8 protein-coding genes are annotated in these 13,029 nt (G+C 70.3%); 7 read left to right on the top strand and 1 reads right to left on the bottom strand.

The genetic code is table 11. The features are described from left to right. Nucleotides 1-34: 34 nt before the first annotated feature. Both G361_RS0126765 and G361_RS0126760 read left to right on the top strand, forming a co-directional pair. A complete protein-coding gene (locus tag G361_RS0126765; protein ID WP_019930200.1) occupies nt 35-4,576 on the top strand; it encodes a HAMP domain-containing protein in 4,542 nt (1,513 codons plus the stop codon). Further along, entirely contained in the window at nt 4,573-6,951 is a 2,379-nt protein-coding gene (locus G361_RS0126760; protein ID WP_019930199.1) for a SpoIIE family protein phosphatase, read from the top strand. The genes G361_RS0126765 and G361_RS0126760 overlap by 4 nt, the downstream gene beginning before the upstream one ends. 5 nt (nt 6,952-6,956) lie before the next feature. On the opposite strand, the gene G361_RS0126755 is transcribed toward G361_RS0126760, so the two are convergent. Continuing rightward, nucleotides 6,957-7,889, bottom strand: coding sequence for a sensor histidine kinase (locus G361_RS0126755; protein WP_019930198.1), 933 nt, complete (start codon nt 7,887-7,889; stop codon nt 6,957-6,959). Nucleotides 7,890-8,058: 169 nt separating this feature from the next. Here G361_RS0126755 and G361_RS45030 point away from each other — a divergent pair, with 169 nt between their 5' ends. The 5 genes from G361_RS45030 to G361_RS0126730 all read left to right on the top strand — a co-directional run bounded on the left by G361_RS45030 (nt 8,059) and on the right by G361_RS0126730 (nt 13,024). Next, complete coding sequence (locus G361_RS45030; protein ID WP_019930197.1) at nt 8,059-8,826, top strand: IclR family transcriptional regulator; 768 nt, start codon at nt 8,059-8,061, stop codon at nt 8,824-8,826. Between the two features lie 351 nt (nt 8,827-9,177). Further along, nucleotides 9,178-10,341 carry an ABC transporter substrate-binding protein gene (locus tag G361_RS0126745; RefSeq protein WP_019930196.1) on the top strand — a complete coding sequence of 388 codons (1,164 nt, stop codon included), beginning with the start codon at nt 9,178-9,180 and terminating at the stop codon, nt 10,339-10,341. 82 nt (nt 10,342-10,423) lie between these two features. Beyond that, a complete protein-coding gene (locus tag G361_RS0126740; RefSeq protein WP_019930195.1) occupies nt 10,424-11,305 on the top strand; it encodes a branched-chain amino acid ABC transporter permease in 882 nt (293 codons plus the stop codon). 4 nt (nt 11,306-11,309) lie between these two features. Further along, nucleotides 11,310-12,227: a branched-chain amino acid ABC transporter permease gene (locus G361_RS0126735; protein ID WP_019930194.1), complete on the top strand. Its 918-nt coding sequence runs from the start codon at nt 11,310-11,312 to the stop codon at nt 12,225-12,227. Beyond that, nucleotides 12,224-13,024 (top strand): ABC transporter ATP-binding protein, encoded by an 801-nt coding sequence (locus G361_RS0126730; protein ID WP_019930193.1) that lies wholly within the window; start codon nt 12,224-12,226, stop codon nt 13,022-13,024. The genes G361_RS0126735 and G361_RS0126730 overlap by 4 nt, the downstream gene beginning before the upstream one ends. Nucleotides 13,025-13,029 lie beyond the last annotated feature (5 nt).

The raw sequence follows: 13,029 nt of genomic DNA, 5'->3' as shown, positions 1-13,029 counted from the left end.
CCCGTGTCGGAACTGTTTCAGAGCAAGGGTGACGATGACGGACACGACGGCGGCCGCGGTACCGGCCACTTCGGAGCAGGCCGGTGCGGCCGCGGGACAGGGCGAGCTGCATCAGTTGCTGGCGGGTTTGACGGCGGTCCGCGACGGGGATTTCGGCACGCGGCTGCCGACGGACGCGGACGGGCTGCTCGGTGAGATCGCCACCGTGTTCAACGGCATGGTGGACCAGTTGTCGCAGTTCACCTCGGAGGTCACCCGCGTCGCGCGCGAGGTCGGCACCGACGGCCGGCTCGGCGGCCAGGCCGAGGTGCCCGGGGTGTCCGGCACCTGGAAGGACCTCACCGATTCGGTGAACGCGATGGCCGGGAACCTGACCAGTCAGGTCCGCGATATCGCCCAGGTCGCGACCGCGGTCGCCCGCGGCGATCTGTCGCAGAAGATCGATGTCGACGCCCGCGGCGAGATCCTCGAGCTGAAGAACACCGTCAACACGATGGTCGACCAGCTGTCCGCCTTCGCCGACGAGGTCACCCGCGTCGCCCGCGAGGTCGGTTCGGAGGGCCGGTTGGGCGGTCAGGCCGAGGTGCCCGGCGTCGGCGGGGTGTGGCGCGATCTCACCGATTCGGTGAACTTCATGGCCGGCAACCTGACCTCGCAGGTGCGCAACATCGCGCAGGTCACCACGGCGGTCGCGCGCGGCGATCTGAGTCAGAAGATCACCGTCGGCGCGCGGGGCGAGATCCTGGAGCTCAAGAACACGATCAATACGATGGTCGACCAGCTCTCGTCGTTCGCCGACGAGGTCACGCGCGTATCCCGCGAGGTGGGCACCGAGGGCATGCTCGGCGGCCAGGCGGACGTCAAGGGTGTCTCCGGCACCTGGCGGGACCTGACCGAATCGGTCAACGTGATGGCCGGCAACCTGACCGCGCAGGTCCGCTCGATCGCGCAGGTCGCGACCGCGGTCGCGCGCGGCGATCTGACCCAGAACATCACCGTGGACGCGCGCGGCGAGATCCTCGAGCTCAAGAACACGATCAATACGATGGTCGACCAGCTGTCCTCGTTCGCCGACGAGGTCACGCGCGTATCCCGCGAGGTGGGCACCGAGGGCCGGCTCGGTGGTCAGGCGGATGTGAAGGGCGTCTCCGGTACCTGGAAGGACCTCACCGAATCGGTCAACGTGATGGCCGACAACCTGACCGCGCAGGTGCGGTCGATCGCGCAGGTCACCACCGCGGTCGCGCGCGGCGATCTGACCCAGAAGATCCGGGTCGACGCCCGCGGCGAGATCCTGGAGTTGAAGGAGACCATCAACACGATGGTCGACCAGCTGTCCTCGTTCGCCGACGAGGTCACCCGGGTGGCCCGCGAGGTCGGCACCGAGGGCAATCTCGGCGGTCAGGCGACGGTCCGCGGGGTGTCGGGCACCTGGAAGGATCTGACCGACAACGTCAACGTGATGGCCTCCAACCTGACCGGTCAGGTGCGCTCGATCGCGCAGGTCGCCACCGCGGTCGCGCGCGGTGATCTGAGCCAGAAGATCACCGTGGAGGCGAAGGGCGAGGTCGCGGCGCTGGCCGGGGTGATCAACACCATGGTCGACACGCTGTCCGCCTTCGCCGACGAGGTCACCCGCGTGGCCCGCGAGGTCGGCACCGAGGGCATCCTCGGCGGTCAGGCGCGGGTGCCGAACGTGGCCGGGACCTGGAAGGACCTGACCGACAACGTCAACTCCATGGCGAACAACCTGACCAACCAGGTCCGCAACATCGCCCAGGTCACCACCGCGGTCGCCCAGGGCGATCTGACCCGCAAGATCGACGTGGACGCCCGCGGCGAGATCCTCGCGCTGAAGACCACGATCAATACGATGGTCGACCAGCTGTCCGCGTTCGCGGCCGAGGTGACCCGCGTCGCGCGCGAGGTCGGATCCGAGGGGCGGCTCGGCGGCCAGGCGGAGGTCGAGGGCGTCTCCGGCACCTGGAAGCGGCTGACCGAGAACGTCAACGAGCTGGCGGGCAACCTGACCCGGCAGGTCCGGGCGATCGCCGGGGTCACCAGCGCGGTCGCGGAGGGCGACCTGACCCGGTCGATCACCGTCGAGGCCTCCGGCGAGGTCTCGGAGCTGAAGGACAACATCAACGCGATGGTGGAATCGCTGCGCGAGACCACCCGCGCCAACCGGGACCAGGACTGGCTGAAGACGAATCTGGCCCTGATCTCCGGCCTGATGCAGGGCCAGCGTGATCTGAACGTGGTCGCCGAGCTGATCATGGACGAGCTGGTGCCGCTGGTCTCCGCGCAGTTCGGCGCCTTCTATCTGGCCGACGATGCCGCCGAACGACCCGAGCTGCGGTTGATCAGCTCCTACGGCAGTCCGGGCGAACCGGTCGGCCGGTCCCGGCTGGCGTTCGGTCAGTCGCTGGTCGGGCAGGCCGCCCGCAGTCGCCGCACGATCGCCGTGGACGACGTGCCGGGCGACTACGTCACGATCTCCTCCGGGCTGGGGCAGACCGTGCCGGTCAACCTGCTCGTCCTGCCGATGGTGGTCGAGGATCAGGTGCTCGGCGTGATCGAGCTGGCGTCGCTGCACCGGTTCACCGGGACCCACCGCGATTTCCTCGACCAGTTGATGGAGACGGTCGGGGTCAACGTGAACACCATCGTCGCCAACGCGCGCACCGACGAACTGCTCGACGAATCGCGCCGGCTGGCCACCGAATTGCAGGTCCGCTCGGAGGAACTGCAGGTGCAGCAGGAGGAGCTGCAACGGTCCAACGCCGAACTGGAGGAGAAGGCGGCGCTGCTGGCCACCCAGAACCGCGATATCGAGGCCAAGAACCTGGAGATCGAACAGGCCCGCCAGGAGCTGGAGACCCGCGCGCAGGAACTGGCCCTCGCCTCGAAGTACAAATCGGAATTCCTGGCGAATATGAGCCACGAGCTGCGCACCCCGTTGAACAGCCTGCTGATCCTGGCGCAGCTGCTGGCCCAGAACCCGAGCCGCAACCTGACGCCGAAGCAGGTCGAGTACGCGGGCATCATCCACTCGGCGGGGTCGGATCTGCTGCAGCTGATCAACGACATCCTCGATCTGTCCAAGGTCGAGGCGGGCAAGATGGACGTCTCGCCCGAGGCGGTCCCGCTGCGCAAACTGCTGGACTACGTGGAGGCCACGTTCCGGCCGATGACCACGCAGAAGAGTCTCGGTTTCCGGGTCACCACCGCACCAGGGCTGCCGGTCGATCTGCTCACCGACGATTCGCGGTTGCGGCAGGTGCTGCGCAATCTGCTGTCCAACGCGGTGAAGTTCACCGAGACCGGCTCGGTGGAACTGCGCATCGAGCCGGCGCCGGTGCCCGAACTGCCGCCCGCGGCCCGCCGGCACGGCCCGGCCATCGCGTTCCGGGTGATCGATACGGGTATCGGCATCGCCGAACATCAGCTGGATTCCATCTTCGGCGCCTTCCAGCAGGCCGACGGGACCACCAGCCGCAAATACGGCGGCACCGGCCTGGGCCTGTCGATCAGCCGGGAGATCGCCTACCTGCTCGGCGGCGCGATCACCGCGCACAGCACGCTGGGCAAGGGCAGTACGTTCACCTTCTTCCTGCCGGTCGCGCGGCCCGATTTCCACGATCTGCCGCTGGTGGACGCGCCGGACGCGCCGCAACTGCTCTCCGCCGAACACTCGACGGCCCCCGCCGCACCGCATCAGCCCCGCCGGCTGCTGGTCGTGGAGGAACGGCCGCAGGGCCTGCTGTCGCTGGTCGCGCAGAGCGCGGTGGCCGATCTGGCCGACCGCACCGATCCCCGCGGACCCGTGCAGGTGGTCACCGTGATCGGGGTGCAGGAGGCCGCGGCGGCGATGGCCGCGGAGGCCTTCCACTGTGTGGTGCTCGAACTGGATATGCCCGACCTCGCGGCGCTGCGCCTGCTGGAGACCATGGACGGCGACGCGGCGCTGAGCACCGTCCCCGTCCTGGGGCACAACAACCGCCGCCTCGACGCGGAACAGGAACGCCTGCTGCAACAGCGGGCCGTGGGTCATCCCCTGGAACTGCTGTCCAGCCTGGACGAGTTGCGCGAACGCATCGCGCTGCACATCACCGCCGAGGCGCCCGGCGACGTGCTGCCGCTGGTGCGCGGCGAGGAGACGCCGGCGGCCGCGCCACAGCGTTCCGACGGCAAACTGGCCGGCCGGACGGTGCTGCTGGTCGACGACGACGCCCGGAACCTGTTCGCGCTCAGCAGCATTCTCGAACTCCAGGGCGTCACCGTGCTGCACGCGGAGAACGGGCGCGAGGGGATCGACACCCTGCTCGCGCATCCGGAGACCGATCTGGTCCTGATGGACGTGATGATGCCCGAGATGGACGGCTACACCGCGACCGCGAAGATCCGCTCGATGCCCCGCTACGAGGGGTTGCCGATCATCGCCGTGACCGCCAAGGCCATGCTCGGCGACCGGGAGAAGAGCCTGGCCTCCGGCGCCAACGACTACGTCACCAAGCCGGTGGACGCGGACGCGCTGCTCGCCTGCATCCAGCAGTGGCTGGGAGCCGGCCGATGAGCAATCCGGATCCCGCCGGCGATACCGCGGCGCCGGACCAGCGCCGCCCCGGCGAACCCGCGGTCACCCGCCTCGCCGCGACCGTCGAGCGGCTGCGCGGCGAGATCCGCGAGGCCCAGGCCACCGCCGACGGCCGCGCGCTGATCGAGATGGCCAAGGGTGTGCTGATCGAACGGTTGCGGTGCGGGCCGTCGGAGGCGGCCCGGCAGCTGGAGGTGCTGGCCGGGCAGGCCGGGGTCACCGCGCTGGAACTGGCCGCCGATCTGGTCAACCAGACCGCGCGCGACCAGCTCAGCGCGGTGGTGGACGAATTCCTGCTGCGTACCGCCGCACCCGGGAAATCCGCGACGGCCGTGCAGCTGCGCACCGCCGAGAGCGGCCTGCTCGCGGCGGGGGACGCACATCGGGTCGCCCGGTCCGTGCTGGAACACGCGCTCGCGCCGCTGGGCGCCACCGCGGTGGCGCTGTGGGCCGCGGGCGCCGACTCCTCGCTGTCGCTGGCCGGTTTCGCCGGGATCGATCCGCAGGAGGCCGAACGCTGGCGTTATGTGCCGCCGGGCGTATCGACCCCGGCCCGGCTGGCGCTGGTGGAACGGCACGCCCAGTGGATCGCGGATCTGGCGGGATCGGGTCTGCCGTCGATCGGTGACCGCGAGGGTGGCCGGGCGGCGATCCCCGCGGGGACCGGGGGGAAGCTGATCGGTGTGCTGGAGGTGTGCTGGCCGCATCCGCTGGCCCCGCAGCCGCCGCAGGTCCGCCGGCAGCTGGAGGCGCTGGCGGAGCTGTGCGCGCACACCCTCGAGCCGGAACCCGCCCCCTGCACCTCGCCGGACCGCCACGATGTCGCCGATCTGGTCCGGCTGGCGGACGGCCTGTTCGACTCCGCGCTGGTGCTGGTCCCGCAGCTCGGTGACGAGGGCACGGTGATCGACTTCCGGATCCGGCACGTGAACCGGTACTTCACCGATCCGGCGGGCCGGCCGGGCGGCCTGGTCCAGGGCGCGTCGCTGATCGAGGCGTATCCGCTGGCCGCGGGCGAGGGACAGCTGTTCGAGCAGAGCGAGCACGTCTTCGCCACCGGCGAGACCTACCGGGCCGACCGCGTCCTGCTCACCGAACTGGTCGACCGGATCCCGCTGACCGTCTCCGCCGCCCTCAGCATCAGCCGGCATCACGAGGCGCTGCTGGTCGTGTGGCGGATCGAGGACGAGACCGCGCGGCTGGCCGCCCTGCTGCAACACGCCCAGCGGCTGGGTCGGGTCGGCGGCTTCGAGGAGAACGCGGCCACCGGCGACATCACCTGGAGCGCCGAGCTGTACGCGCTGTACGGGCTGCCCCCGACCGCGGACCCGATCCCGCTCGCACGGCTGGCGGGGCACGTCCACGACGACGATGTCGAGGCCGTGCAGCGGCTGCTGCGGACCCTGCTGCGCTACCGCCGCTCGGCGTCCGCGGCGTTCCGCCTGGTCCGGCCCAACGGGGAGAACCGGCACATCCGCGTCATCGCCGAACCGATCGTGGACGACGCCGGGCATCTGCACGGCGTCCGCGGCGCCTACCAGGACATCTCCGCTCAGCACTGGACCGAGGCGGCGCTGTCGGCCAGTCAGGATCGGCTCGCGCACACCGAGCAGCACGCCGCCGAGCAGAGTCGGCTGGCCCGGCAGTTGCAGCAGGCGATCATGCCCGCCGCGACCCCGGTCATCGACGCCTTCGGGCTGCGCATCGCGGTCCGCTACCAGCCGACCGAACAGGATCACATGGTCGGCGGCGACTGGTACGACGCGACCGTGCTGCCCTCGAAACAGATCATGATCTCGGTCGGGGACATCACCGGGCACGGGCTCGAGGCCGCCACCGGCATGGTCGTCCTGCGCAACGCCCTGCGCGGCCTCGCCGCCACCGGCGCCGGCCCGGGACAGATGCTGACCTGGCTCAACACCGTGACCCGGTCGCTGACCGACCACATCTTCGCGACCGCGGTCTGCGGCCTCTACGATCCGCAGACCCGCGTGCTGCGCTGGGCGCGGGCCGGTCATCTGCCGCCGGTGCTGATCCGGGCCGGCGTCGCCACCGCGCTGCCGGCCCTGGACGGGATCATGCTCGGCGCGGTGGAGGAGGCCACCTATCAGGAGGCCGAACTCCAGCTCGAGTCCGACGACATCCTGCTGCTCTACACCGACGGCCTGATCGAGCGCCGGGACCGGCCGATCGACGACTGCGTGGACAAGCTGCTCGAGGTGTCGGCCCGCTTCCGCGGAACCCTCGACGCCTGCCTGGACTACCTGCTCGACCACAGCGAGGCCAACGCCGACGATGACACCTGCGTGGTGGGCATCCAGGTGGGGCTGGGGGACAGCCCGCCGCCGGGCTGACCGGGCTACACCGCCAGCTCGACGTGCAGGGTCGTACCCTCCGGGCGGGTGTGGATCCGCACCAGGTCGGCGAGGTGGTTGATCAACAGCAGCCCGCGGCCGCCGGGGGTGGACAGGGCGGCCGGGAGCCGTCCGGCCAATGGATCGGCGATATGTCCGCGGTCGCGGATCCGGCAGCACAGCTGGCCGTCCGCGCACCACAGCGCGAGGGTGCCGCCGCCGCCCGCGTGCACCACGGAGTTGGTGGTCGCCTCGCCGACGATCAGCTCCAGCTCGGCGACCCGGCGCTCGGACAGCCCGGCGGCGCGCGCGAAATCCGTCGCGTGGTGCCGGACCCGGGCCAGGGTGCCGCCGTCGAAGCCGAGCACGGTCGCGGTGGCCGGCGGATCCGGCAGCGGCCGGTTGTAGGTGTCCACGATGTGGTCGGGATCGTATGCGGCGCTGGCGATCTCGCCGCCGGGCCCGATCACGCACGGGTGGGTGGCCCGCGCGTCCGCGATCATGTGCGCGGGCAGCGCCGCCAGATCGTAGGGGCACAGGATGGTGACGTCCCGGCCGCGGAACGCGGCGTTGATCAGCGCCTCGTGCTGGGCGCACGCCGGATATTCCATCGCCGACCGGCCGGCCCAGACCGGTTCGCCGACGATGCGCACCCGGCCGGTGGCATGCCGATCGGCGAACGCGCACAGGACGGCCGGGATGATCCGGCCCGGATTACGCCCCTCGACGGTCATGTCGAGCATCCGGACCGCGGCCACGTCGGTTCCCAGCGCGGCGCGCAGCAGCGCGAGTTTGGCGGCCGGCACCGAGACCGCCACCGGCTCCCCGGCGGCCAGGCCCGCGCGGACGAAATCCATTGTGCCGGTGAGATACTCGTCCGAGTTCCGGTAGAAGAAGGCCGGGTGGCGGAACGGTCCGGCGTGGGTCGCGGAGATCATGCGCGGACCGCGCCGGCAGCGGGCGGACCGCCACGTGCCGGGTTCGGTGACGTCGATCTCACCCGTACACCGTAGACCCGGATGTCCCGGTGGTCCGGATCGCCCCGGCCGTGGGGACAGGCCGGTGCAAATTTCCGAACCGGGTTCCGCATTCCGGTACGCTGCGGGGATGGAGCCTGATATCGACCCGAAGAACATCGTCGGGTCCATCATCAAGGGGTCGCGCCTGCTCGACCTCTACACGACGGACCGCCGCGAGCTGTCGCTCGGCGAGTTCACCCGGGAGACCGGATACAACAAGACGACGACCTACCGGCTCCTGCAGACCCTGGTGGCGGTGGGCTGGCTGGTCCGGTCGGCCAAAGGCGACTACCGCCTGGGCCCCCGGCTCCTGGTCCTGGGTGCGATCGCGCGCGCCGATCTCGACCTGCGCAACGAGGCCCTGCCGTTCATGCAGCGGTTGGCGGACGAATTCGGCGACACCGCCTTCCTCATGGTCCCGGGCCAGCACGGCGCGGTGACGATCGAGACGTGTGTGGGCAGCAATCCGGTGCGCGTGCACGGCCTCGCGGTCGGGGCCGTGATCCCGTACCACGTCGCGGCCGGGCCCGTCGTGCTGGCGGCGTTCTCCCCGGAGCTCGAGGCGGCCGCCCTGGCCGGTGAGCGCCGGCGGTTCACCCCCGGCAGCACCACCGACGAGGCGGCGCTGCGAGCCAAATTCGCCGAGGTCCGCGCGCAGGGCTACGCGTTCAGCACCGAGGACTACATCGAGGACGTGTGCGCCGTCGCGGCCCCCGTCTTCGGTCCCGACGGCTGTGCGGTGGCGTCGCTGAGCGTCGGTGGCCCGGCCAATCGCTTCGCCGACGGCCTGCGCGAGCGGGCCGTCGCGCGCGTCGTCGAACTCGCCGCCGACCTCTCGGCCCGCGTGAATTCCTGATCGCCGGCTGAAAGCTCCCCGGGCCCGCGCGATCCGCGGCGGGCCCGCGCACGCGCCCCCGCGCTCCGAACAGCGCTGTTCTGCCGACGAACGGAGGTCTCCGTCGATAGGCATTCGCGATTACCGGGCATTTGCCGCGAAACCGTTGACGCACCTCACTCCGCCGGTTTACTGTGACCGTATTCCGAACCACGGTTCGGAATACGGAACAGACCGTATGACGGTCATCACAAGTCTCGACCGAACCGGACGACGTCTGCGGCGCCCGGTCCGGCTCGAGCCGCCCAGCCCAACGGCGAGCTAGGAGACTCCGTGCGCGGAACGACATCCACCATTCGGACAAGGCGAGGCATGCGCAGGGCGTGGTATCTCGCGGTGGCCGTGACAGCGGCCACCGCGCTCACCGCGACCGCCTGCGCGAAGGACGGCGGCGGCACCGGCACCGGCAGCAAGACGATCAGCCTCGGCATGGTCGTGGCCGAGACCGGCCCGATCGCCGGCGCCGGCAAGACCTTCGCGAACGGGGCGCGGATCGCCGCCCAGGAGATCAACGACGGCGACCTGATCGGCGGCGGCACGAAGATCGAACTGGTCGCGAAGGAGGGATCCGAGGATCCGGCGAAATCCGCCGGCGTGGTGTCCCAGCTCGTGGCCGACAAGGACGTGGTCGGCGTCGCCTGCTGCATCCTCAGCACGGTCGCCGGGGCCGCGAAGCCGATCGCCGACAAGCAGAAGGTCCCCCTCGTGCTGTGGGGTGCGACCGATGTGAATCTCGCCGAGCCGCCGTACGTGTTCCGCACGGTGACCATGCCCCAGCCCGCCAACGAGAAGCTCGCGCAGACCGTCGCCGCGCAGAAGAAGCCGGCCACCGTCGCCTACGGCGTGATGACCGACAACTCGGGAATCGTGTCGCAGGCCGAGGCCTTCGAGAAGGGGATGACCGAGGCCGGCGTCCGCAACGTCGGGCAGGTCGACACGCTCTCGACGCAGACCAACTTCACCGGCGCGGCGACCGACCTGATCCAGAAGAACGCGGACGCGATCGTCGTCGTCGGCACCCAGTCCAACGCGGTCGGGCTCATCGCGGCCCTGCACGACAAGGGCTATGCGGGTCAGATCGTCAGCGGCGAGACGATCAGCGGCACCGGCGTGTACAAGTCCCAGCCGGCGGCGCTGGGCAACGTCCCGTTCCCGGTCTACTTCCTCGCGAGCTCGGCCACCGGCGCCGGCAAGACCTTCGCCGCGGATTACAAGGCGAAGTACGGCGACGATCCGGACGACTACGCCGCCCAGGGTTTCACCGCGATCTACACGCTGGCCATGGGCCTGAAGGCGGCCGGCCACGACACCACCCGCGCGGGCCTGGCGAAGGCCCTGGGCCAGATGACCGAACTCGACACGGTCTACGGGAAGGTCACCTTCGACCACGGTCAGCTCAACGCGGCCCCCAGCGTGCAGGCGGTCCACTACACCGCGCCGGACGGCGCCATCGCCCCCTGGACCCCGAGCAACTGACGATCCACCCCGAGCGTCGCGGAACCGCCGCACCGCGCGGTTCCGCGACCGCCGACCGGGCCATATCCCGAGAGGACCTACCGTGCTGTTTCTCGAACAGCTGATCAACGGCATCTGTACCGGGTCGATCTACGCCCTGTTCGCCGTCGGCTTCGGGATCGTCTTCTCGACGATGCAGATCCTGAATCTGGCCCAGGGCGTGTACGCGACCTACGGCGCGATGATCACCTATTTCGCCATCGCCGACGCGGGCCTGCCGTACTGGCTGGCCGTGATCGCCGGCGTGCTCGCGGCCGGACTCGTCGCCGTCTTCGTCGACCAGATCGCGTTCGAGCCGCTGCGCCGCCGGGGCGTGCAACTGCTCGGCGCCGTCATCGCCAGCATCGGCATGTGGATCGCGCTGCGCGAGGTCCTCAGCATCGCCACCCACGCGACCCCGGTCGGCTTCCCGCCCTCGTCGGTCCCGCGCGGGCGGATCGAGATCGGCCCGATCGATATCCTGTCCAGCCAGCTGCTCGCGGTGATCCTGGCCGCGGTGGTGATCGCGGGCGTCTACCACCTGCTGCATCGCACGAATATCGGCGCGGCGATCCGGGCGGTCGGCTACGACAAGCGGTCCGCGCAGATCGCCGGGATCAACCCCCGGACCATGATCATCGGCGCGGCGCTGCTCTCCGGCGCGGTCACCGGGCTGGCCGGGATCCTGCTGGCCGGCGGGCAGAGCTTCAACTTCAATCTGGGCGACGGCCTGCTGCTGCAGGGCTTCGCCGCGGTCGTGATCGGCGGCATGGGCGATGTGCGGGGCAGCGCGCTCGGCGGCCTGCTCATCGGCGTGGTGCAGACGTTGTCGGCGTCGTACATCTCGGCGGGCTACCAGGACGCGATCACCTTCGGTCTCGTGCTCGTCGTCCTGCTCGCCCGTCCCACGGGCCTGCTCGGCACGGCCAACTTCCAAAGGGCGTGATGTCATGAACCCCTCGCTGGTCCTCCTGCAGAGTGCGACCATGTTCGCGATGGCGGGCGCCGTGCTGGCGCTCAGCACCTACGTGACGTTGTGGACGGGACTGCTCAGCTTCGGCACCGTCACCTTCGCCGCGATCGGCGCGTTCGGTTCGGTCTGGCTGATGACCGAGACCGGACTCGGCCTCTGGCCCGCCGTCGTGCTCGGCGCCGCGGCCGCCGGTGCCTTCGGCCTGCTGGTCGGGCGCGTCTTCCTGAAGCTGTCGAGTCACTGGCTGGCCCTGGCCACCGTGGCCCTGGTGTTGATCACCCGGGTATTCGTGGTCAACTTCGGCAGCAGCACCGGTGGTTCGGCCGGCGAGGTCGTGCCCTACACGATGTCGATGCCGCAGATGGCGGCGCTGCTCGTGATCGTCTGTGTGCTGCTGTTCGCGCTGCGGCGCTCGAAGTTCGGCGTCGCGGCCGACGCCACCCGCGAGGATCCCGCCGTGGCCGAGGCGCTCGGCATCCCCGTCGCCCGCGTCAAGATCATCGCGTTCGGGCTCAGCGGCGCGATCGGCGCGGTGGGCGGGGTGATGCAGGCGTCGCAGCTGTCCTATATCGGACCGGACACCTTCTACGTCGACCTGTCGGTCACCGTCATCGCGTGTGTGGTGCTCGGCGGTGCCTACCACTGGGCCGGGTCGGTGCTCGGCGCGGTGGTGTTCACCGGCCTGCCGGTCTACATCAGCCAATACGTCACGGTCGGACAGTCGATCATCAACGGCGTCCTGCTGCTCGCGATCATTCGCTTCCTCCCCGGCGGCCTGGTCGACCCGCTGCGCTGGCGGCGACGGCGGGAGAAGCAGCGGGCCCGATCCCATCCACGCGTCACGTCACGTGACGATGGCCGGGTGGCACTGGAGAATGCGGGAGTGACGGAATGAGCGGCGGTCCGACCATCGAGTCGAAGAGCCGAACCACCACCGGTGTGGCGCTGGGCCTGGACTCGATCTCCAAGAGTTTCGGCGGCCTGCATGTGCTGTCCTCGGTCAGCTTCGACGTCCCCGTCGCCACCATCTTCGGCGTCGCGGGACCGAACGGCGCCGGTAAGACGACGCTGCTCAACCTGCTCACCGGCTTCGGCTCGTTCAGCGGCGGCCGGATGACCATCGGCGGCGTAGACGCGACCGGCCGCGACGCCAGGGCGATCAGCGCCCTCGGGGTCGCCCGCACCTTCCAGAACATCCGGCTGTTCCGCGGGCTGACCGTGCGCGAACAGGTGGAGGCCGGCACCTATCGGCACCGCAAGGCGGCACTGCTGTCGAGCCTGGTCGCCTCGCCCGCCGACCGGCGCGACCGCGCCGAGATCCGGGCCACCGCCGACGAGATGCTGGCCTTCGTCGGGCTGTCCGACAGCGCCGACCGGCTCGCCGAGACGATGTCGTACGGCGATCAGCGCCGCATCGAGATCGCCCGCGCCCTCGCCATGCGGCCCTCGCTGCTGCTCCTGGACGAGCCCACGGCCGGGATGAACGACGCGGACTGGCTGCCGATCGCGAATCTGCTGGATCGGCTCCGATCCGAGGGGATCACCATCGTCGTCGTCGAGCACAACATGCGCCTGCTCGAACGCAGCTGTGACCGGGTCGCGGTCATCGCGGCCGGTGAGGTCATCGCCGAGGACGAACCCGTGACATGTCTGCGCCGCCCCGAGGTCCGGCGCGCCTATTTCGGAAAGTAGGGGTC

Origin of the sequence: Nocardia sp. BMG111209 (genome assembly GCF_000381925.1) — a bacterium.
GTDB lineage: Bacteria > Actinomycetota > Actinomycetes > Mycobacteriales > Mycobacteriaceae > Nocardia.
Note: the sequence above shows the minus strand (reverse complement) of the source record. Positions and strands in the feature narration are given on the sequence as shown.

What these genes read in the sequence shown, in the direction of transcription:
- G361_RS0126765 (WP_019930200.1), top strand. Translation starts at nt 35, where the DNA reads ATGACGGACACGACGGCGGCCGCGGTACCGGCCACTTCGGAGCAGGCC.
- G361_RS0126760 (WP_019930199.1), top strand. Translation starts at nt 4,573, where the DNA reads ATGAGCAATCCGGATCCCGCCGGCGATACCGCGGCGCCGGACCAGCGC.
- G361_RS0126755 (WP_019930198.1), bottom strand. Translation starts at nt 7,889, where the DNA reads ATGATCTCCGCGACCCACGCCGGACCGTTCCGCCACCCGGCCTTCTTC.
- G361_RS45030 (WP_019930197.1), top strand. Translation starts at nt 8,059, where the DNA reads ATGGAGCCTGATATCGACCCGAAGAACATCGTCGGGTCCATCATCAAG.
- G361_RS0126745 (WP_019930196.1), top strand. Translation starts at nt 9,178, where the DNA reads ATGCGCAGGGCGTGGTATCTCGCGGTGGCCGTGACAGCGGCCACCGCG.
- G361_RS0126735 (WP_019930194.1), top strand. Translation starts at nt 11,310, where the DNA reads ATGAACCCCTCGCTGGTCCTCCTGCAGAGTGCGACCATGTTCGCGATG.
- G361_RS0126730 (WP_019930193.1), top strand. Translation starts at nt 12,224, where the DNA reads ATGAGCGGCGGTCCGACCATCGAGTCGAAGAGCCGAACCACCACCGGT.